Annotated in this window: 20 protein-coding genes; 9 read left to right on the plus strand and 11 right to left on the minus strand. The window is 60.1% G+C overall.

The genetic code is table 11. The features are described 5' to 3' along the window. Nucleotides 1-22 precede the first annotated feature (22 nt). Both wzt and glfT1 read left to right on the plus strand, forming a co-directional pair. A complete protein-coding gene (gene wzt / locus CGERO_RS10335) occupies nucleotides 23-838 on the plus strand; it encodes a galactan export ABC transporter ATP-binding subunit Wzt/RfbE (protein ID WP_123935668.1) in 816 nt (271 codons plus the stop codon). A 2-nt stretch (nucleotides 839-840) separates the two neighbouring features. Further along, a complete protein-coding gene (glfT1, locus tag CGERO_RS10340) occupies nucleotides 841-1758 on the plus strand; it encodes a galactofuranosyltransferase GlfT1 (RefSeq protein WP_123935670.1) in 918 nt (305 codons plus the stop codon). A gap of 29 nt (nucleotides 1759-1787) precedes the next feature. Here glfT1 and dnaB read toward each other — a convergent pair whose 3' ends face one another. The 9 genes from dnaB to CGERO_RS10385 all read right to left on the minus strand — a co-directional run bounded on the left by dnaB (nucleotide 1788) and on the right by CGERO_RS10385 (nucleotide 11338). Beyond that, on the minus strand, nucleotides 1788-3194 hold the full coding sequence (dnaB, locus tag CGERO_RS10345; protein WP_123935672.1) for a replicative DNA helicase: 1407 nt from the start codon (nucleotides 3192-3194) through the stop codon (nucleotides 1788-1790). Continuing rightward, nucleotides 3191-5053 (minus strand): glycoside hydrolase family 15 protein, encoded by a 1863-nt coding sequence (locus CGERO_RS10350; protein WP_245998832.1) that lies wholly within the window; start codon nucleotides 5051-5053, stop codon nucleotides 3191-3193. The genes dnaB and CGERO_RS10350 overlap by 4 nt, the downstream gene beginning before the upstream one ends. A gap of 434 nt (nucleotides 5054-5487) precedes the next feature. Further along, complete coding sequence (gene rplI, locus CGERO_RS10355) at nucleotides 5488-5940, minus strand: 50S ribosomal protein L9 (protein ID WP_123935676.1); 453 nt, start codon at nucleotides 5938-5940, stop codon at nucleotides 5488-5490. A gap of 90 nt (nucleotides 5941-6030) precedes the next feature. After that, nucleotides 6031-6633, minus strand: coding sequence for a single-stranded DNA-binding protein (locus CGERO_RS10360; protein ID WP_123935678.1), 603 nt, complete (start codon nucleotides 6631-6633; stop codon nucleotides 6031-6033). A 31-nt stretch (nucleotides 6634-6664) separates the two neighbouring features. Then, nucleotides 6665-6952: a 30S ribosomal protein S6 gene (rpsF, locus tag CGERO_RS10365; protein ID WP_206423902.1), complete on the minus strand. Its 288-nt coding sequence runs from the start codon at nucleotides 6950-6952 to the stop codon at nucleotides 6665-6667. A gap of 122 nt (nucleotides 6953-7074) precedes the next feature. Further along, the gene (locus tag CGERO_RS10370) at nucleotides 7075-7260 is read right to left on the minus strand and encodes a hypothetical protein (protein WP_123935682.1); all 186 of its coding nucleotides are present in this window, start codon (nucleotides 7258-7260) and stop codon (nucleotides 7075-7077) included. A 79-nt stretch (nucleotides 7261-7339) separates the two neighbouring features. Further along, nucleotides 7340-8560: a chloride channel protein gene (locus tag CGERO_RS10375; RefSeq protein WP_123935684.1), complete on the minus strand. Its 1221-nt coding sequence runs from the start codon at nucleotides 8558-8560 to the stop codon at nucleotides 7340-7342. A 105-nt stretch (nucleotides 8561-8665) separates the two neighbouring features. Beyond that, a complete protein-coding gene (locus tag CGERO_RS10380) occupies nucleotides 8666-10738 on the minus strand; it encodes a transglycosylase domain-containing protein (RefSeq protein ID WP_123936149.1) in 2073 nt (690 codons plus the stop codon). 222 nt (nucleotides 10739-10960) lie between these two features. Next, entirely contained in the window at nucleotides 10961-11338 is a 378-nt protein-coding gene (locus tag CGERO_RS10385; protein WP_123935686.1) for a DUF5318 family protein, read from the minus strand. A 109-nt stretch (nucleotides 11339-11447) separates the two neighbouring features. Here CGERO_RS10385 and CGERO_RS10390 point away from each other — a divergent pair, with 109 nt between their 5' ends. The 4 genes from CGERO_RS10390 to CGERO_RS10405 are packed head-to-tail and all read left to right on the plus strand — an operon-like array spanning nucleotide 11448 to nucleotide 14056. Next, a complete protein-coding gene (locus CGERO_RS10390; RefSeq protein ID WP_123936151.1) occupies nucleotides 11448-11918 on the plus strand; it encodes a MarR family winged helix-turn-helix transcriptional regulator in 471 nt (156 codons plus the stop codon). A gap of 31 nt (nucleotides 11919-11949) precedes the next feature. Then, entirely contained in the window at nucleotides 11950-12915 is a 966-nt protein-coding gene (locus tag CGERO_RS10395; protein WP_123935688.1) for a universal stress protein, read from the plus strand. A gap of 9 nt (nucleotides 12916-12924) precedes the next feature. After that, entirely contained in the window at nucleotides 12925-13572 is a 648-nt protein-coding gene (locus CGERO_RS10400) for an SDR family oxidoreductase (protein WP_123935690.1), read from the plus strand. Between the two features lie 10 nt (nucleotides 13573-13582). Next, entirely contained in the window at nucleotides 13583-14056 is a 474-nt protein-coding gene (locus tag CGERO_RS10405) for a hypothetical protein (RefSeq protein WP_123935692.1), read from the plus strand. Here the strand turns inward: CGERO_RS10405 and trhO are convergent. Then, nucleotides 14053-14991, minus strand: coding sequence for an oxygen-dependent tRNA uridine(34) hydroxylase TrhO (gene trhO, locus CGERO_RS10410; protein ID WP_123935694.1), 939 nt, complete (start codon nucleotides 14989-14991; stop codon nucleotides 14053-14055). The genes CGERO_RS10405 and trhO overlap by 4 nt on opposite strands. Nucleotides 14992-15033: 42 nt before the next feature. Between trhO and CGERO_RS10415 the strand changes: the two genes are divergently transcribed. Then, nucleotides 15034-15501, plus strand: coding sequence for a gluconokinase (locus tag CGERO_RS10415; protein WP_123935696.1), 468 nt, complete (start codon nucleotides 15034-15036; stop codon nucleotides 15499-15501). Nucleotides 15502-16020: 519 nt separating this feature from the next. Here the strand turns inward: CGERO_RS10415 and CGERO_RS10420 are convergent. Further along, the gene (locus CGERO_RS10420) at nucleotides 16021-17409 is read right to left on the minus strand and encodes a GntP family permease (RefSeq protein ID WP_123935698.1); all 1389 of its coding nucleotides are present in this window, start codon (nucleotides 17407-17409) and stop codon (nucleotides 16021-16023) included. An 89-nt stretch (nucleotides 17410-17498) separates the two neighbouring features. Between CGERO_RS10420 and CGERO_RS10425 the strand changes: the two genes are divergently transcribed. Both CGERO_RS10425 and CGERO_RS10430 read left to right on the plus strand, forming a co-directional pair. Continuing rightward, nucleotides 17499-18302, plus strand: a complete 804-nt coding sequence (locus CGERO_RS10425) for an Fpg/Nei family DNA glycosylase (RefSeq protein ID WP_123936153.1) — start codon at nucleotides 17499-17501, stop codon at nucleotides 18300-18302. A gap of 9 nt (nucleotides 18303-18311) precedes the next feature. After that, nucleotides 18312-19781: a bifunctional ADP-dependent NAD(P)H-hydrate dehydratase/NAD(P)H-hydrate epimerase gene (locus CGERO_RS10430; protein WP_123935700.1), complete on the plus strand. Its 1470-nt coding sequence runs from the start codon at nucleotides 18312-18314 to the stop codon at nucleotides 19779-19781. Nucleotides 19782-19783 lie beyond the last annotated feature (2 nt).

Below are 19783 nucleotides of genomic sequence, written 5' to 3' on the forward strand. Positions count from 1 at the left end.
AACAGGCAATAAGGAGTAGCTCATGGTTTCCATTGACACATACGACGCCTGCGTCGACTTCCCCATCTTCGACGCTAAATCGCGCTCGATGAAAAAGGCCTTCCTGGGTGCGGCCGGTGGCGCGATCGGGCGCAATCAGGACAATACCGTGGTGGTGGAGGCGCTCAAGAACGTCAATCTTCACCTGCGCGAGGGCGACCGCATCGGATTGGTCGGCCACAATGGCGCGGGTAAGTCCACGCTCCTTCGCCTACTTTCTGGCATTTACGAGCCCACCCGCGGCTCCGCACATGTGCGCGGCCGAGTGGCACCCGTTTTTGACTTGGGCGTGGGCATGGATCCAGAGATCTCCGGTTATGAGAACATCGTGATCCGCGGCCTGTTCCTCGGCCAAACGCGCAAGCAGATGAAGCAGAAGATGGACGAAATCGCAGAGTTTACCGAGCTTGGCGAATACCTCTCTATGCCCCTGCGCACCTATTCCACCGGCATGCGCATTCGTCTGGCACTTGGCGTGGTGACCTCCATCGAACCGGAGATTTTGCTTCTCGACGAAGGCATCGGCGCCGTCGACGCCGCCTTCATGGCCAAGGCGCGCAATCGTCTCCAAGACTTGGTGAAGCGTTCCGGCATCCTCGTATTCGCCTCCCACTCCAACGACTTCCTGGTGCAGCTTTGCGACACAGCCCTGTGGGTGGACCACGGCGAAATCCGCCAGGCTGGTGCCGTCGATGAGATCGTGGAGGCCTATGAGGGACCCAAGGCCGGAGAGCACGTCCGCCGCCTGCAGCAGCGCATCGCCGAAGAACAAGCTGAACAATCGAAGCCGGGAGCCTAACCATGCCCTTGAAGCCCACTGACGCCATCGCAGCGGTGATCGTCACCCACAACCGCCCCGAGCTCCTCACCCATTCCCTGAAGGTGGTGGCTCAACAATCCCACCCCGTCCGTTGGGTGATCGTTGTGGACAATGGCGATGATCCGCAGGTGGAGGCCTTGGTGGTGGAACACGCTGGCGAACGCGGCGTGTACTTGCCCTCCAAGCACAATCTGGGTGGCGGCGGTGGTTTCGCCTATGGCTTCTTGCACGCGCTCGCTTTGGGCGCAGACGCGGTGTGGTGCGCCGACGACGATGGGCGCCCAGAAGGCCCGGAGGTGCTCGCCACCTTGCTAGAGTGCGCACAGCGCCACGGCTTGGAGTCCGTCTCCCCCGTCGTCTGCAACTTAGAGCAGCCCAAGCGCCTTGCCTTCCCCCTGCGCCGTGGCTTGGAGTGGCGCCGTCAGCGCCACGAGCTCATGGATCCTGCTCACCCTGAGGACGATCTTCTGGAAGGCATCGCCTCGCTCTTCAACGGCGCGGTGTTCTCCGCGCATGCCTTGGAGCGCGTGGGTGTACCAGATTTCCGCCTGTTCATTCGTGGTGATGAGGTGGAGTATCACCGTCGCCTGGTTCGTTCTGGCCTTCCTTTTGGCACCTGCCTTCGCACCGCCTATTTGCATCCGGACGGCTCAGAGGAGTTCAAGCCGATCCTCGGCGGGCGCATGCACACGCAGTACCCGGATCACCCGGGCAAGCGCTTTTTCACCTACCGCAATCGCGGCTACCTGATGAATCAGCCGGGCATGCGCCGCCTCTTGCCGCAGGAGTATGCCCGCTTCGGCTGGTTCTTCCTTGTGCAGCGCCGCGACCCCAAGGGCTTTATGGAGTGGCTGCGCCTGCACCGCCTGGGGCGCAAGGAGCACTTCGAGCGCCCCTAACCCAGCACTAGCCGGCGGCTAGCTCGCCCCTAGCCGCGAGGCATGTTCACGAAGCGCGAGAAGTGGAGCTGGTGCGCCACGGATACGGTGCCGATGGGGCCTCCGCGGTGCTTGGCCAAAATGATGTCTGCCTCGCCCGCGCGCTCGTCGTCGGTGTTCTGAGAATCGGGGCGGTACAAGAGCATGACCATGTCGGCATCCTGCTCCAGCGAACCCGATTCACGCAGGTCAGCCACCTGGGGCTTTTTGTCTGTTCGGGATTCGGGGCCACGGTTGAGCTGCGAGATCGCCACCAGTGGCACGTCGAGTTCCTTGGCCAAAAGCTTGAGCTGACGTGAGAATTCGGAAACTTCCTGCTGGCGCGATTCAACTCGCTTGCCGGAGCTCATAAGCTGCAGGTAGTCGAGGATAATCAGTTGGATGTCGTGATCCTGCTTAAGCTTCCTCGCTTTCGCGCGGATTTCCATCATGGTGAGGTTGGCGGAATCGTCAATAAACAGCGGTGCTTGGTCGATGCGCCCAACGCGATCCACCAGGCGGGTCCATTGCTCCTGATTAAGGTGGCCGCCGCGCATATCGGAAAGTTTGACCTCAGATTCGGCGGAGAACAGGCGCATGGCGATTTCCTCGGAACTCATTTCCAGGGAAAAGATCACTGCGGCTTTGCCCTGATCGATGGTGCATGAGCGTACGAAGTCCAAGGCGAGGGTCGATTTGCCCACGCCGGGGCGCGCAGCAACGATGATCATTTGCCCGCCGTGCAAGCCATTGGTGAGCTGATCCAAGTCCGCGAAGCCGGTGGGCACGCCTTTGGCTAGGCCACCTTGAGCGTCGATCTCCTCAATCATGCGCATGGTGGGCTCGGAGATTTCCGAAAGCGACTTGTAGTCGGTGGCTTTGTTCTTCTTGGCAATCTTGAACACTTCTTGCTGGGCAAGATCAATCACCTGCTCAACTTCCGCCCCCTCGGTGCCCTCGTAGCCCATCTGTGCCACGCGCGTGCCCGCATGCACCAATTGGCGCAGCAGCGCCTTCTCCGCCACCAGCTCGGCATAGTAGCGGGCATTGGAGGAGGTGGGCACAGAGGAGATGAGCGTATGCACATAAGGCGCGCCGCCGACGCGCTCAAGCTGATTGCGGCGATCCAACTGGCCGGTGACGATCACCGCATCGATCTCCTTGTTATCGGAGTAAAGATCAATGATCGCCTCATAAATCATCTGGTGGGCTGGCCGATAGAAATCCTCAGGCCGCAGCAGCTCAATGATGTCCGCCACCAGGTGGGGGCTGAGCATGATGGCACCCAGTACGCTCTGCTCCGCCTCGATGTCCTGTGGCTCCCGACGTGCCTCACGGGCAGGACCACGCGGTGTTGGAGCATCGTCGGCGGGTGGTTCTGGTGGGAAGTAGTCGTCGTCAAAGCTGGGGTTGGTCACTGCTTCTTGCTTTCTGCTTGTGCGATGGCATCCGCGGCGCGAATGAGCGAGAGGTGGGAAAAGGCCTGGGGGAAATTGCCGGCGAGGCGTTGGGACGCTGGGTCGTATTCCTCGGCAAGCAGCCCAATGTCATTGGCGATGCCAACGAGCTGATCCATCCGATCACAAGCCTCCTCCAAGCGCCCGGAGGCTGCGAGCTGCTCAATGTACCAAAAGGTGCAGATGAGGAAGGGGTACTCGTCACCCTCGATTCCATCCATGCCCCCTTCGGTGCGGTAGCGGTAGACGAAGCCGTGGGCGTCGACAAGCTCTTGCTCAATCTTCGCTACCGTGCCGAGCATTTTCGGGTCTGAGGCTGCGATGAAGCCGGTGTGCGGCAGTTGGAGCAGTGAGGCGTCCACCTCGGTGTTGTCGTAGGTCTGGGTGAAGCTGCCCAGGGTGGCGTTAAAGCCGCGCGCCATGATTTCGTCATAGAGCGCGTCGCGGTGATAGCGCCAGAGTTCAGCGTCCCCGTCCAGACCATGTTGCTCCACTGCGCGGATGGCCTCGTTGAAGGCCGCCCACATCATCACCCGGCCGTGGGTGAAATAGTGCAGCTCGCCGCGCATTTCCCAAATACCGTGGTCTTTGCGGTGAATATTGTTAATCGTGTACTCGATGAGCCGCTTTTGCAGGCCCCAAGAAAACTCGTCCTCGGGGTATCCGGCGTCACGCAGCCTTGCTAGCGCCAGCATCACCTCGCCCACGACGTCCGCCTGGTACTGCCCAGCAGCGCCATTACCGATGCGTACCGGCGTGGAGTTCTCGTAGCCCTTCAGGTGCGGCAGTTCCTGTTCTGCCAACTCGCGCTCACCGCCGAGCCCGTACATGATCTGCAGATTTTCCACATCCCCAGCCACCGCACGTAGCAGCCAGTCGCGCCAATCGGTGGCGCCCTGGACGAAGCCGTGGCTCACCATCACTTCCACTGTTAGGGCGGCGTCGCGCAACCAAGTGTAGCGGTAGTCCCAATTGCGCACCCCGCCGAAATCCTCCGGCAGAGAGGCGGTGGGGGCAGCGACGATGCCGCCGGTATCGGAGTGGGTGAGGGCGCGCAGCACCAGCAGCGAGCGCGTCACCACATCGTTCCAGGGCGAATCCACCTCAAAGTTTGCTAGCCAATTGGTCCAGAAATCGTAGGTGAGCTCGAAGGCTTGCTGGGGCTCGGCGGGGGTGGGCACAGACTGCCAGGAGGGGAACCACGTCAGTGACCACGCCAGGGACTCCCCCTCGCTCAGGGCGAAATCTCCCACCAGGCGCGGCACCACGGCGCCGCCGGTGTGGTCCTCGTCCGCCTCGGTGGTGTCAAAGAGTTTGGGCCCGGAGATCATCAGGCCGTCGGGACCGGCGGTACACAGCAGCACTTCTTCGCCGGTTTCTTCCACCTCGGCGCTGCGGAACCAGGGCAGGGCGCGGGCGTAGGAGAAGCGCACGCGTAGGTCGTGCGTCACCGTCACCTCGCCCTCTAAGCATTCTACGCTGCGAATGAGATCCGCCTGCACCGAGGAAGGAGGTAGGAAATCGCGCACGCGCGCCTTGCCGGTGGGCGTTTCCCAGATCGTTTCCAGAATAAACGTGTTGTCCAGGTAGCGCCGTGAGCTCACCGCCCCGCCACGGATGCCCATTTTCCAACGTCCGTCGTCAGGGGTGCCTAGAATGGAGGTGAAGACGGCGGGCGAGTCGAATCGGGGCAGGCAGAGCCAATCCACGCTTCCTTCGCGCGATACCAGCGGCCCGGTTTGGAGGTCCGAGAGCAGCGCGTAGTCTTCCAGCGGCGTTGCCAAGTGACGTTCTGCTTGGTGCGTAGCTGCGGCGTTCATGCGCTCCATTATGGTGTACGACCCCCGATCGCCGGAAAGCCCAAGAGCTTTTCGACGCAACGTTATCCACAGGGCTCTGTGGATACTTTCGCGTTTTCCCCAGTAGTTTTCCACAGCCCTTGTGGAGAACCTGTGGAATCTTCCTCCTTGCGACCTGGCGTTTTCCACGTTTCCCCACTTGAAAGCCTGTTTATAAACTCTCCACGACCCTCAAGTGGCACTTGAAGGTCTGTGAATAACCCCGCTCAACTGGCGGTTTGACAAAGCACTTTTCAACAGTGTTTCCGCGAACTGGGCAAATGACCAACAAAGTTATCCACAGGGGGTAGATATGAAAAGCGCCTCCCCCATCAAAGGGGAAGGCTCTCTTCGCGCTGTTGTCATTGGCCCACGCTCAGCATGGCGCTGCGTGGGCGTCGTCAAGCCTAAAAAGCTTAGGCGGAAACGACCTTGAAGTTCACAGAAGCTTCGACGTCGCTATGCAGCTTGACGTCCACGGTGTAGGAACCGGTCTGCTTCACCAGGTTCTTCGGCACGATGATGGAACGCTTGTCCAGAGTCGGGCCGCCTGCCTTCTTCACTGCGTCGGCAATAGCCTCGGACTTCACGGAGCCGAAGATCTTGCCCTTCTCGGAGGTGCGCACCGGCACCTCAACGCCTTCGAGCTTTGCCAGCTCTTCCTTGAGCTCCTTAGCGTGCTCCAGGTCGCGCACGGCGCGAGCTTCCTGGGCGCGCTTGATGCCCTCAACCTGCTTCTGAGCACCGCGGGTAGCCACAATAGCCAGGCCGCGGGGAAGCAGGAAGTTACGTCCATAGCCGTTCTTGACCTCGACGATGTCGCCTGCGACACCGAGCTTGTCAACGTCGGCGGTGAGGATCAGCTTCATGATCCCTGCCTTTCGTGATGATCACCGCTCCTGCGCAACGCAGGGCCGGTGGAAAAGTTTGTTATTGGAATTCTCGTACAAGCGAGGCGATCAGAACGGGGGTTCCGAATCGTCTCCGGCAAAGCCGCCTTGCTGGGGCGCACTGTTCCAAGGGTCGTTCACCGGCCCCTGGTTGTTGCCGCCAAAACCGCCCTGAGCATTCTGGCCGCCGAAGCCACCCTGGTTGCCGAAGTTACCCTGGTTGCCGAAGCCACCCTGGCCACCTTGGCCGCCTTGGTTGCTGCCTTGGCCGGAACGCTGACCGCCGAAGTTGCCGCCGCCTTCACGGGAGTTACGGTCCACCTGCGCGGTGGCGTACTTCAGGGAAGGTCCGACTTCTTCAACTTCCAGCTCCATTACCGTGCGGTTTTCACCTTCACGGGTTTGGTAGGAGCGCTGCTTCAAACGGCCAGTGACGATCACGCGCATGCCCTTGGTAAGGGTCTGCGCGACATTCTCGGCTGCCTGCCTCCACACAGAGCACTGAAGGAAGAGCGCATCGCCATCAACCCACTGATTGCTCTGCGAGTCGTAGCGGCGCGGGGTCGAAGCAATGCGGAAATTCGCTACTGCTGCCCCGCTGGGGCCATATCGCAGTTCGGGGTCGGCAACCATGTTGCCCACCACGGTGATATTGACATCGCCAATTGCCATTGTGCTTCCTAACTATTCAGTGCTCTTGGGATTACTTGTCGTCGCGCAGCACCTTGGTGCGCATGACGGAGTCGTTCAGGTTCAGACGACGGTCGAGCTCGAGCACGGTAGCGGACTCGCATTCAAGGTTGAGAACAATGTAGATGCCCTCTTCCTTCTTGTTGATCGGGTACGCAAGCTTGCGCTTACCCCAAATGTCTACCTTTTCCACGGTGCCCTTGTCCTTGCGGACGATCTCCAGGAACTTATCCAGGGACGGGGCAACAGTGCGTTCATCCTGGGAAGGATCCAGAATAATCATGACTTCGTAGTGACGCATGGACCTCATCACCTCCTATGGTCTTTCTTTGTTTCGATCGGCCATACCCCGGCTGGGCATGGCAGGAGGGTCGTTGCGTCAGCAACCCCACCAAGATACCGCATCAGGGGGCAAAAGTCGATTTATCCAGCGGAGACGCCCACGGCAAGCCCCACGGGGATGATGGTGATAAACACCACCGCTATCCCAAACAGCGTCCACGTCAGCTTCTGCGACCGCCCGTAGGAATAGCTCAGAAACGCCGCCGAAAACAGCAGGAATCCAAAAAAGACGCTGGCGATGGTAAACCACATCACTGGATCAGACATGCGCGAAGCCCAGCTCCTTCTACAAAATCACGGAGTTATCTAAACAGCAGTCTTACACATCTGCCCAGGTACCGGCGCATTAACTCTCCGTGAGGGCCGACACGTCAGAGTCTTGCTTGTTGGGCAGGAAAAGCTGAACTAGATAGCCCACGCCCACACCGATCAGCAAGGGCACCACCATCACGTGATGGGCCAAAAGCAAAAGGATCAGCACGATGGTCAGAGGCTTGCGCAGCGTCACCGTCAATGCTGCACCGATACCCGCGATGGCTGTAGCAGCCAGTAGGTCGGCGGCAAGCACACCCGATTCGTTACCGGCAACCCACATTCCCGCGCAGGCACCGATGAGCATGAGCGGGAAAAATTCGCCGCCCTTCCAGCCGGCGGCCAAGGTGATGATCGTGGCGATGAGCTTGCCCACAGCAAGGCCTAAAAGCGCAAGGCCTGTGGTTTGGCCAGGATTGGACACAAGATCGGCGAGGGCATCTTGGCCACTGAAGCGAAGTGGCGGAAGGCTAGCAAGCAGCAACCCCAGCAGGATGCTCCAGCCGATGGTTCTGGCAACGGGGTGCCCGATGCGCTCATTGAGCACCTGATAGCCGTGGTGCAAGGCGCTAAAGCCCAGGCCAAACGCTGCGCCGATGATTGCCGCGAAAAGCGTTGGCACCATGAGGTGCACGGAGAAATCCCCGGTGGCCATGAAGTCCAGTTTGGCGTGGTGGCTTGGGGTGGCTTTGATAACGAGCAAGAAGCCACCCATGCCGGCAATGGCGGCCAGGACTGGCACTACTTTGTGGTTATCAAAGGTGTCGTCTTCATAGGTGGCACCAGCAGGTGGGGAACCATAGAGGGCACCCAGCGCTGCCGCGTTACCAATTTTTGCCAGCGCTACGGCTTGCTCGCGGGTCTGCGTGATTCGCATACCCACCAGGGCAGAGAGCTGTCCCACCACGCCCACCAGTCCGGCTTCGGGGCCGATAGCACCACCGGCTGCCACAGCGATGGTGGCGCCTGCGGCAATCAACGTTGCTTTGCCTCGGTGGAAGCTTCTCAGGTCTGCTGCCTGCTCGAGCTCTTGGCTGAGTTCAAGGTTGCCGATCCGGGTATTGATCACGGCGATGAGCACACCGGCGATCATCACCACAGCAATCGTGTACATCGCGCTGGGCTCGTCATGCCAGATCAAATGCTGAAGCCATTGCATCAGCGCATAGGTCAAGCCGGCGAGCACACCGGAGATGGCACCGTAGAGGATGCCGACGAAGATCATCCGCCAGGTCCACACGTTCTGGGTTGTCATGCGAAGTACTGTACGCGCTGAGCCCCGAAACACCCTGCCCAGAGCACAAAACCCGCCTCCCTGCAACAAGCAACATCACAAGGAAGCGGGTGAGCCATTCAAACCTTATCCACCGATAAGCGGCAGCAGCGGTGCTCCACCGTCACCTGCTGGCGGAGCAGGCTCAGGCTGTTCCTGGGCTGGTTGCTCCTGCGCCGGCTGCGCTGGAGGCTGATTGATGCCTGGAATTGGAATGTTGGGCAGTGCGGGCTGCGGGGATTGGGTGGTGGTGGTGGCGGGCGCGTTCGTCGTTGCCTCGGAGGTGGACTGCTGCTGTTGCGTGACGGTTCCGCCACCCTGATATGCAGGGCCGGTGGTGTAGCCGCCGGCTGCCCAGCCGATGGGCTCGGGATCCTTGAAGTACTCCACGTCATCATTGACCAATGCGCCATTCATGGCCGATTGCCAAATATCGGCGGGCAAGTTCGCACCGTACATGGGGCCACCCCATGCATTAAGCAGTGGCTCATTATCGTCAGTGCCTGCCCAAACTGCCGTGGCAAGCTGCGGAGTGGAGCCGATCATCCATGCATCTTTGTTATTGCCGGTATCGCCCAATTGGGTGGTACCGGTCTTCGCCGCGGAGGGTCGCCCACTGAGCGCGTGGCCATTGGAGAATCCAGCGATGGGAGCCATTGCGTCGAGCACCTGCGTAGCAACGGCCTCAGACACAGCGCGTTGGCCTTCGCCGCCATCGTGCTCGTAGAGGGTTTCGCCGGAGGCGGTCTCTACCTTCTCCACAAAGTAGGCGTCGTGGTACACACCGTAATTAGAAAGGGTGGCCAAGACGTGTGCCATATCCAGTGGACGCACGAGGTACTGGCCCAAGATGATGCCGTCATAGGGCTGCTCACCGTTTTCGGTCAGCGTCTTTTCCACGCCTGGAAGAGAATCGGGCACACCCAGGGCATGTGCCATATCAGCGGTGTCTTGGGTGGTGTTCTCAAGATCCTGCTGCATGCGGATGAAGCTGGTGTTGTAGGAGTTCTTCAGCGCTTCCTTCAATGAGCAGGTGCCACAAGATTCGCCACCCACGTTGGTAATGGTGTGTCCACCGGGCAGCGTGACCGGCGCGGAGGAATAGTAGGCGTTCGTGGGAATGCCCTGCTGCAGCGCAGCGGCCAGGCCAACGATCTTGAAGGTCGAACCCGCCTGCAGGGGCGCATTGGCGTAGTCGTAACCAATGGCATCGGCGCCGCCGTAGTAGGCACGCACCGCACCGCTTGAGGGCTCAATGCTTACCGACGCCACCCGCGTATTGTCCTGCTCGCCAACGAGGTTATTTTCCACCGCATTCACCGTGGCCTCTTGGGCGGTGGTGTCGATGGTAGTGGTGATTCGAAGGCCAAGAGTTTGCACTTCTTGTTCACTGATACCCAAGGTGCCGAGTTCTGCCACCACCTGATTACGGATCAGACCGTTAGGGCCGTCGGCTTCGCTGTAGGGCTGATTGCTGGCTGGGTCAATGGTTTCCGGGAACTGCATCTGGGAACGTGCGCCCTGGTCCAGCCAGCCCTGCTCCACCATGCCGTCGAGCACGTAGTTCCAGCGAGCCTCCGCCTCTTCACGATTCGTCCATGGATCAAGCTGGCTGGGGCGCTGAATGGCGGCGGCCAATACAGCGGACTGTTCGGTGTTAAGTTCATTAACGGGAATGCCGAAGTACGCCTTGGATGCAGCATCGATACCGTAGGCGTTGCGCCCGAAATAGATGGTGTTGAGGTAGGCCTGGAGCACTTCTTCCTTGCTCCATTCATTGGCCATCTTCACCGAGTACACGAGCTCCTTGGCTTTACGGGTAAGCGAATGCTCGTTACCAACCAGGGAGTTTTTCACGTACTGCTGGGTAATCGTCGAGCCGCCACCGGCGTCCGAATCACCCTTGAGCTGCCCGATGAGTGCGCGACCAAAACCAGTGACAGAGAAGCCGGAATTGTTGTAGAACTCGCGATCCTCGGCGGCCAACACCGCATGCTGAGTGGTCTCCGGTACGTCGCCGAGCGAAACCTCCACGCGATTGCCCTCCGGAGGCACGATGCGTGCGATCTCGGTGGAACCATCTGAAGCGTAGATCTGCGAAACCTGCTTCGTCACCAGTTCACCCGGCTGTGGCACATCCACTGCCACGTAAGCGACCATGAACGCCAAGAATGGGCCCAGGATCAATACGGCGAGGCTAGTAAGAAGCGCCGGCTTCAGCCGTGACTTGCCGTTGCCGTCTTCCGAGGACTCGGACTTCTTTTCTTTGCTATGTTCGTTCGCTGCCAACTGACAAAGCTCTCTTTGGTTGAAGATCGGCACCCCTAGACGGGCACCACAATTTAAGGTTCAAGCAACAGACTACCGCCGATTGCACAGAAGTTAATAGTGCTCATCGGCGATTCTCGTGAGCGTCCACGAGTACAACAGGTGATTCCAACGGCACGTCGTACAAACCTCCACGCTATGCATGGTGAAGGAACGGTGGACGTCGACAAGCTGCTCCGCCTCAGACAGTGACCGCGCCGAGCCGGAAGCCCGACCCAGCGCCTCGCCGTACACCCACGGCACGACGTACAAGGTGCTGGCCTCACAAATGGGACAGGGGGTACTGAGTGCCTCTCCGTGGAAGTTGGCCGAAGCGCAAAGAAGGAACTCGGCATCGCAGACGTCTTCGCGCTTGAGTAAACCACTCTTGTACTGGGCAATTGTGCGCGATCGCTGCCACTTGAAATTCACTTCATCGCTGTATCGAAGCATCCTCAACAGTGTAGAGAAAACCACACAGTTGGGGGTAGCGCAGGCACTGGATGTAACAATTTTGAAGGAAATGTCAATGGATTACGTTCGTGGGGCTAAGATGATCGACATGACGCAAATGAGCCCACTCGAAATCGCACAGTTAGTCCGCCCCGCGCTGACCAAACTGTATGTCCTGTACTTCCGAACCGCCGAGCAGTCCGACCTCACCGGCCCGCAGCTCACCATCCTCACCCGCCTTGCCGAGGACGGCGAATCCCGCATCAGCCACATCGCGCACGCAGAGGGCATCCGCATGCCCACCGCCTCAAACGCCCTGCACCAACTGGAGCAGCGCGGCATGGTCATGCGCGTACCTGATCAAAAGGATCGACGCGGCGTCCGTGTTGCCATTACTGAACGAGGCCGCAATGAAATGAAGCGCGTTGGACGCGAGCGCGACGGCTACATCGCCGACATGATTGAGACGCTGCCCGAAGGTATGCTCGGCGACGCAGAAGTGGCCGCCAAGTTGATTCGCGAACTCGCTGGCACTTACCAGCACCAGCTCGAATCGCAACCGAGCAAAGACAAGAAGTAGAAAACCACCGGGAAGCACACAGCCAGCACAGATGGCAACATCCGAACCACGACACCAGACCCTCGCGGGCGCATTTTCAGCGCAGCACCCCGCCCGAGTTCTGGTTGCCTGGAGCCCTTCAGCAACCGGCACTGAAGCCATCGCTTCGGCAGCTTGGCTTGCCCGCACTACAGACGTCGAGGTGCAATGCGTCACCACCTTCTTGCGTCCTTGGCCTTCGCCTTCAGTGAGCAAGCTAGGCTCCAAGTACAAAAAGTGGTTCAAAAAAGAGGCCGCTGCCTGCGAAAGAGCAGTGAGGAAAGAGTTCAGCGCCGCGGGCATTGAGGAATCCCACTGGGCCTCGAAAGTGTCGATTTTTGCCGACGGCACCAACGAGGCCTCCTTGATCGCGCAGGCCGCCGAAGATTTCGACGCTGATATCGTGCTGCTCGGCTCCGGCGCCGCCGCTTCCAAGGGTCGCCTTCTGGCAGGCTCCACCGCCGATGCCTTGCTGCACACCTCCCCAGTTCCGGTTGGCTTGGTGCCCCGCGCCCCCAAACTTTCAAAGCGCGGCATCACTCGCTTGAACTTCGGCATCATCGGCGACGACATCGACGACGCCGCCTTGCGCTCCACCGCCCACCTCGCCGAAATTTGGGGCGTCCCGCTGCGTATCCTCGCCCTCTCCCCCTCCGGCTTCGGCGAACCCCCAATTTCCGAAAGCCTGGAACTGCCCTCCGACATCACTTTGGAGTGGCGTGAGAAAACCCTCGCTGTGCTGGACCGCTGCCGTGATCAAGTCTCCCGCGAAATCCCGAATATCGAAGTGACCACCGAGATCGGCTCCGGCCGCGGCTGGGCGGGAGCTTTGGATGCGCTGAAGTGGAAGAAGGGTGATCTGCTCTGCCTCGGCTCCTCCCCTATGGGCGCGTTCGAGCGCGTTTTCATCGGCTCTCAGGCGACGGAGATGCTTCCTTTCGTGTCCGTCCCCGTCTGGATGATCCCCAAATCTAAGTAGGCTTTTGCCATGAGCATTCTCGTCACCGGCGCCAGTAAAGGTATCGGCCTCTCTGTCGTTTCTTCGCTTATCGACGACAACCGCGACGTCATCGCCCAGTACCGCTCGACCCCGCCTCCCCTGGAGCACGAGCGTTTGACCTGGTGGCGCGCTTCATTTGAGCCCGGCGCCACGGCCTATTTGCCTGCCGCCGAGTATGAGGCGGTGGTCCACTGCGCTGGCGTGGTGGAGTTGGGCACCTGCGCCACGCTGAGCGAGCAGGCGTGGCGTGACCACATGGAAGTGAATCTGTACGCTCCAGTGCGTCTGACCAATATGGTGTTGCCTTCTCTACGGGAGCGCGACGGGCACGTTATCTATATCAACTCCGGTGCGGGGTTGCACACAAAGCCCGAGTGGGGCGCGTATTCCGCCAGCAAGTTTGCAGCCCGCGCTTGGTGTGACACGCTGCGAGCCGAGGAACCGAAGATTCGCGTCACCAGCATTTATCCAGGCCGCGTGGATACTGATATGCAGCGGGGCATCGTCGCCTACGAGGGCGGAGAGTACGATGGTTCGCAGTTCATCGCCGCGCAGACCATTGCCCAGACGGTAGTTTCGGTACTGCACACCCCGCGCGATGCGCAGGTTCACGATATTTCCATCCGTCCGCGCTAGGAGGCATGCTGTGGCTCATCCCATCGAGCATCCGGAAAACGACCTCACCTCCGACGCCGACTACGCTAATCGCCACCGCCCCGCCCCACGCACCTTTGATGAGCTTGCCGACGCCCCCGACCCCTACTTAGAGGCCCAACGCAATCGCCGCTCCACCAAGGAGGCCATCGTCTTCACCCTGGCCGTGCCCGTGCTCACGGTCGTGGTTGCTTTCTTGCTCGCCGTCGTCGCCCGCGTGCTCGGCGGCCCCTTGTGCGAAGACGGGCACGCAACTTGGATCTGCAGCAGGCAGGCGGAGATTTGGTGGCCAATCGCCTCCTCCGGCATTCCCGTCGGAGGCGTGCTCGCTTGCGGATTCATCCTGTGGCGCAAGTACATCGGATACATCCGCTGGCGCCCATGGATGGGCGCTTTCTGGGCCACCGCCCTTTGGATGATGTTCTGGATGACGATCACCTTCCAAATGATGATCGTCGGACACTAGTGCGCAAGCTCCTCCGCAGCTTGACGAGCCACCTCTTTGCAACGCTCGCGCCCGCAGTTTCGAGTTTCCACATTTGAGTAGCAATCGGGGCACATCAGCACCAGCTCGCGACATTCATCCTCGTTAACGCAGTGCTCAAACTTGTTGGTTGCCGCCCCGCACTGCACGCAGTGGCCGAGCTGCACAAAACCGGGATCCTCAGTGCCGGCACCAAATTCCATGTGCATCCGCTTGTCAAAGACGTAGAGGGATCCTTCCCACAACCCATCGTTGCCGAACTTCTCCCCGTAGCGGACGATGCCACCATCGATTTGGTACACCTCCTCAAACCCGCGATTTTTCATCAGCGAGGAGAGGATCTCGCAGCGGATACCGCCGGTGCAGTAGGAAATGACTGGCTTATCTTTCATCCAGTCATACTTCCCCGACTCCAGCTCCTTGATGAAGTCATGGGTAGTGTTCACATCAGGCACCACGGCGTTCTTGAACTTGCCGATCTTCGCCTCCATGGCGTTCCGCCCATCAAAGAACACGACGTCCTCGCCGCGTTCCTCCACCAGCTTGTTCACCTCTTCCGGCTTGAGGTGGACTCCCCCGCCGACGACGCCCTTCTCATCGACCTTCAACTCACCCGGCGCGCCGAAGGCCACGATCTCATCGCGCACCTTCACACTCAGCTTGGGGAAATCCTCAGCTCCGCCCTCAGACCACTTGAACTCGGTGCCCTTAAATCCTGGATACTCGCGGAACTTGCGCACGTATTGCTTACAGCTATCCATCGGCCCGCCCACAGTTCCATTGATGCCATGCTCCGAGATGAGGATGCGCCCCTTGAGCCCAAGGAGCTGGCAGAGCTCACGCTGCCACAGCATCAGCGCCTTCGGATCAGCGATAGGCGTGAACTTGTAATACAGGAGGATTTTGCTTTGTTGCACGACTTTGATGCTACTACGCTCGGGAAGGTGCACATCATTCTCATGGGAGTTTCAGGCAGCGGCAAAACTACAGTCGGCACACTACTCGCCGAACGCTTAGGCATGACCTACCGCGACGGCGACGACCTCCACCCCGAAGCCAATGTGCAGAAAATGGCCTCCGGTACCCCGCTTAACGACGACGACCGCTGGCCATGGCTTCAGCGCGTAGGCGACTGGCTGTCCGCACACAATGGGGTGATGGCCTGCAGCGCCCTAAAACGCACCTACCGCGACTACATCCGCGAGTTCGCCCCCACCGCCGTATTCGTCCACGTCCACGGCACCCGCGAACTACTGGCCCAACGCATGGCCGCCCGCAAAGGCCACTTCATGCCCGTCTCCCTCCTGGACTCCCAATTAGCCACGCTCGAACCCCTCGAATCCGACGAACCCGGCGCCGTGTTCTCCATCGACGCCACCCCCGAAGCTATCGTCGACGCCATCGTGGATTGGCTGGAGCAACACTAGCTTCCTAGCGTGGGACGCTGCTCCTCACCACCCTCTGTGCACGTTCCCATGCCAAACCGACACCGCCACCGCTCATCCCGGACCAACCGGCACGGGAAACAGCACACCCGTGCACGATCCCATGCCAAACTGACACCGCCACCGCTCATCCCGGACCCACCGGCACGGGAAACAGCACACCCGTGCACGATCCCATGCCAAACCGACACCAGCACCAGCCAACCCGAGCCAACTGACATGGGAAACAACACACCCGTACACGTTCCCATGCCAAACCGACACCAGCACCAGCCAACCCGAGCCAACTGACATGGGAAACAACACACCCGTACACGTTCCCATGCCAAACCGACACCAGCACCGGCCAACCAGGACCAACTGACACGGGAAACAACACACCCGTGCACCTTCCCATGCCAAACCGACACCGCCACCGCTCATCCCGGACCCACCGGCACGGGAAACAGCACACAAGAAAACGACGCCGCCCGAAGGTGGCGCCGCTTCGCAATAGACGGGTTACAGTGCGAGACTCACTCCGTAGAGCGCGAGCGTCATCAAGAATCCGACGGTACCGATGAGCACCTGGTTCATGGTCCACGTCTTGAGGGTGGTGGCTACGTCCATGCCCATCAGGCGGCCGACGAGCCAGAAGCCGGAGTCATTGACGTGGGAGCCGAACACTGAGCCAGCGGCAGCGGCGAGCACCATGAGGGCTGTTTGCATGGCGTTGAAGTCGCCTGCTGCGACGGCGGGAGCCATGAGCGCGGCAGTGGTTGTGAGTGCAACGGTCGCGGAGCCTTGCGCCAGACGCAGGAGTACGGCGATGATCCAGCAACCGAAAATTACTGGTACACCTAGGTTTTCCATGGAGCTTGCAAGTGCGTCGCCGATTCCGGAGGTGCGCAGCACGCCGCCGAACATGCCACCGGCGCCGGTGATGAGCACCACGGAGCAGATGGGACCCAGCGATCCTTCGAGGATGCCTTCAATGTCTTTGCGCGAGCGACCTTGGCGCAGACCTAGCAAGCCTATCGCTAGCAGTGTGGTGATCAGCAGGGCAATGGGTGTGGAACCGATGAAGCCCATGAGCTTCGCAAACCCGGTATCTTCAGCAACCCACCCCGCTGCTACAGCCATGTTCATGCCGGTGTTGCCGAAGATCAGAAGGATAGGCAGCAGCAACACGACCACGACGGTTCCCGGCCCGGCGGGATTGGCGGGTAGTTCAACTTGCTTGCCCCCGGTGAGCAGGTCCGGAACGGGCAGGGGGTACTTCTTGCCCAGGTATTTACCCCAGAGGTAGCCGGAGACGTACCAGGTTGGGATCGCGGCGATGAGGCCGAGTAGCAGCACCAAGCCAATGTCGGCTTTGAAGAATTCGCTGGCTGCGATGGGGCCGGGGTGCGGTGGCAGGAAGACGTGCATGACGGAGAATGCGCCGACTGCGGGGATGCCGTAGGCGAGCACGGGCCCTCCGAGGCGTCGTGCCACGGCGAAGATCACGGGCAGCATGACCATCAGGCCGGCGTCGAAGAAGATCGGAAAGCCCATGATCAGCGAGGCGATGCCGAGCGCGAGTGGGGCGCGTTCTTCGCCGAATTTGCGCACCATGGCGTCGGCAAGCGCTTGGGCGCCTCCGGATGTCTCCACGAGCCTGCCCAGCATTGCGCCGAGCCCGACCAGGAGGGCGATGCCGGCGAGTGTTTTGCCGAAGCCTTCGGTCATGGTTGGGAGGACGCCGTCGATGGGGATGCCGGCGGCGATGGCCGTGAAGGCGGAGACGATGATGAGCGTGAGGAAGGCGTGCAGTCGAAGCACGATCACGCAGAAAAGAATGGCTGCAATCGCGGCGGCGGCGATGGCGAGTAGAGGTCCGGCGCCGAGCGTCGGCTCCCATGTATCCATTGGCAGATACCTCACAATAATTAGGAAAATGTATGTCAGGTTACAGTGTATATTTCCTCTTTTTCGCGGTGGCAATTAGCATCGGTTTCATGCCCGAAGGCCACGTAATTCATCGACTCGCCCGCGAACTCGACCAGCATTTTTGCGGCACCTCTCCGCAGGTGTCCTCGCCGCAGGGCCGCTTCGCCACCGAGGCCGCGCTACTCAATGGCGCCCCCTATGATCACGCCGAGGCCTGGGGCAAGCACTTGTTTATACATTTCGCGCCGGAACGTCACGAGCATATTGTGCATATCCATCTGGGTCTCATTGGCAGCTTGCGCTTCGAGCTTGTCGACGACCCCTGGGGCCAAATCCGCTTCCGCATTCAAAGCGATGCTATCGCCGCTAATCTCCGCGGCCCTCAGTGGTGTCGGCTCATCACCGAGGAGGAGCAATCGTTGGCGGTGGCCCGCCTTGGCGCTGACCCTCTGCGGGCAGATGCGGACCCATCTGAGACGTTTCGCAAGGTCGGACGTTCCCGTAAGTCCATCGCTGCACTATTGATGGACCAGAAGCTTTTTGCGGGCGTGGGGAATATTTATCGCGCGGAAACACTGTTTCGCCTGGGCCTCTCCCCTTTCACACCCGGCGTAAATGAAACTGCATTGCCTGCAATCTGGCAAGATTTACAAGAGTTAATGGCAGATGGGGTGCTCAAAGGCCGGATCGATACGGTGCGCCCCGAACATACCCCGGAGGCAATGGGTAGGTCACCTCGGAAGGACGATCACGGTGGGGAAGTGTATGTGTATCGTCGTGCCGGACAGCCTTGCTATGTGTGTGGGCACGAGATCGCCGAGCAGGTGTTGGAAGGGCGCAATCTCTTTTGGTGTCCGCGGTGCCAGGGATAAGCTACAGCCATGAGCATGCAGGCACTTCCCGCAAAGGTGATCGCGGCAATTGAAGCTCCGCTGATTCAATCGGCGGGTCCGGACGAGCTGATGCAAAAAGCAGCACACCAGGTGGCACTGGCCGCGCGTGCGATGTTGCCAAGTGGGAAGATTCTTATTCTTGCAGGCTCCGGGGGCAACGGCGGTGATGGGCTCTATGCCGGTGCCGAGCTTGCGATGCAAGGCTATGAGGTGGAGGCGTTGCTGCTCGGTTCGCGAGTCCATACCCGGGCAACAGAGGCATTTGCTTTGGCGGGCGGGACACTCACGGAAGATCCCCAAACGCCAGACTTACTCATCGACGCCATCCTCGGCATCGGTGCCAAAGGCGCCCTGCGCCCCCGCGCGGCATCGGCGGCTGCCAAATTTCGGGAGATTCCCACGTTGAGCGTCGATATTCCTTCGGGCATCGATCCTGATAGGGGAGTACCGACGGGAGAGGACTTCTTTAGCGCTAACGTCACCGTGACGTTTGGGTGTCCACGCTACGCGCACGGTCTTTCGCCCCACTGTGGCGAAGTATGGGTGGCAGATCTTGAACCGATCAGTTCCGCTTTGCGTGAGGCCAAGACCCGGGAATCCCTGGAGGTGCACAAGGCTATTGAACGCTCGAAATATTCTATGCCGGCCTCGCTACAACAAGTTGGCATCAATATTGATTGGCCACAATTTGAACCGCAGCCAAATCATCATAAGTACACCGGATCAGCAGGTATCCTCGCAGGTTCCGCCCAATACCCAGGAGCTGGCGTCCTAGCAATTGCCGGCGCAATTCACACCACCCCAAGCATGAAGCAGCTCTTAGCGGAGGATATTGTGCGCCATTTGGTTTTGCAGCGCTACCCGGAGGTGGTGTGCACGGAAAATATTGAGGCACTCGAAGCGAAGAGTCAGGCATGGCTTTTCGGCCCCGGCTGCACAGATGCACAGTACCTCCCGCACCTGCTCCAGCGAAGCGAACCCCTCGTAGTCGATGCCAGCGGCCTCAACATGCTCACGGATTACCTCGAACTCCTCAAAAACAGGAAGGCAGCTACCATCCTCACCCCACACGCGGGGGAATTCGCGAGGCTCGCCAAAGCCTGTGGCACAAACCCAGAACCCACATTGGATTCAACCCGGGAACTCGCAAGAAACCTCGGCGCCACTGTGCTGTTGAAGGGGCGTTTCACACTCATCAGCGATGGCACTCAGGCTGTGTCAGTGGATGCGGGGCATGGTTGGCTCGCCACACCGGGCAGTGGAGACGTGCTCAGCGGCATCATGGTGGGGCTGCTGGCGCAATCGCCGCAAGGGGATCCCTGCCGGATCGCAGCCCGAGCCACAGTCTTACACGCACGCGCTGGGTGGATCGCAGCGCAGACGCCGTCGGGCGCTGGCCCCGTCACGGCGCTACACATCGCCGAGGCTGTGCCGGAGGCCACAGCGCAGACAGGTTAGAA

This window comes from Corynebacterium gerontici (assembly GCF_003813985.1).
GTDB lineage: Bacteria > Actinomycetota > Actinomycetes > Mycobacteriales > Mycobacteriaceae > Corynebacterium > Corynebacterium gerontici.

Excerpts from the sequence above, each read along its gene's own strand:
- wzt (WP_123935668.1), top strand. The coding sequence starts at position 23 with ATGGTTTCCATTGACACATACGACGCCTGCGTCGACTTCCCCATCTTC.
- glfT1 (WP_123935670.1), top strand. The coding sequence starts at position 841 with ATGCCCTTGAAGCCCACTGACGCCATCGCAGCGGTGATCGTCACCCAC.
- CGERO_RS10350 (WP_245998832.1), bottom strand. The coding sequence starts at position 5,053 with ATGAACGCCGCAGCTACGCACCAAGCAGAACGTCACTTGGCAACGCCG.
- rplI (WP_123935676.1), bottom strand. The coding sequence starts at position 5,940 with ATGAAGCTGATCCTCACCGCCGACGTTGACAAGCTCGGTGTCGCAGGC.
- CGERO_RS10360 (WP_123935678.1), bottom strand. The coding sequence starts at position 6,633 with ATGGCAATTGGCGATGTCAATATCACCGTGGTGGGCAACATGGTTGCC.
- rpsF (WP_206423902.1), bottom strand. The coding sequence starts at position 6,952 with ATGCGTCACTACGAAGTCATGATTATTCTGGATCCTTCCCAGGATGAA.
- CGERO_RS10370 (WP_123935682.1), bottom strand. The coding sequence starts at position 7,260 with ATGTCTGATCCAGTGATGTGGTTTACCATCGCCAGCGTCTTTTTTGGA.
- CGERO_RS10375 (WP_123935684.1), bottom strand. The coding sequence starts at position 8,560 with ATGACAACCCAGAACGTGTGGACCTGGCGGATGATCTTCGTCGGCATC.
- CGERO_RS10380 (WP_123936149.1), bottom strand. The coding sequence starts at position 10,738 with ATGGTCGCTTACGTGGCAGTGGATGTGCCACAGCCGGGTGAACTGGTG.
- CGERO_RS10385 (WP_123935686.1), bottom strand. The coding sequence starts at position 11,338 with ATGCTTCGATACAGCGATGAAGTGAATTTCAAGTGGCAGCGATCGCGC.
- CGERO_RS10390 (WP_123936151.1), top strand. The coding sequence starts at position 11,448 with ATGACGCAAATGAGCCCACTCGAAATCGCACAGTTAGTCCGCCCCGCG.
- CGERO_RS10395 (WP_123935688.1), top strand. The coding sequence starts at position 11,950 with ATGGCAACATCCGAACCACGACACCAGACCCTCGCGGGCGCATTTTCA.
- CGERO_RS10400 (WP_123935690.1), top strand. The coding sequence starts at position 12,925 with ATGAGCATTCTCGTCACCGGCGCCAGTAAAGGTATCGGCCTCTCTGTC.
- CGERO_RS10415 (WP_123935696.1), top strand. The coding sequence starts at position 15,034 with ATGGGAGTTTCAGGCAGCGGCAAAACTACAGTCGGCACACTACTCGCC.
- CGERO_RS10420 (WP_123935698.1), bottom strand. The coding sequence starts at position 17,409 with ATGGATACATGGGAGCCGACGCTCGGCGCCGGACCTCTACTCGCCATC.
- CGERO_RS10425 (WP_123936153.1), top strand. The coding sequence starts at position 17,499 with ATGCCCGAAGGCCACGTAATTCATCGACTCGCCCGCGAACTCGACCAG.
- CGERO_RS10430 (WP_123935700.1), top strand. The coding sequence starts at position 18,312 with ATGAGCATGCAGGCACTTCCCGCAAAGGTGATCGCGGCAATTGAAGCT.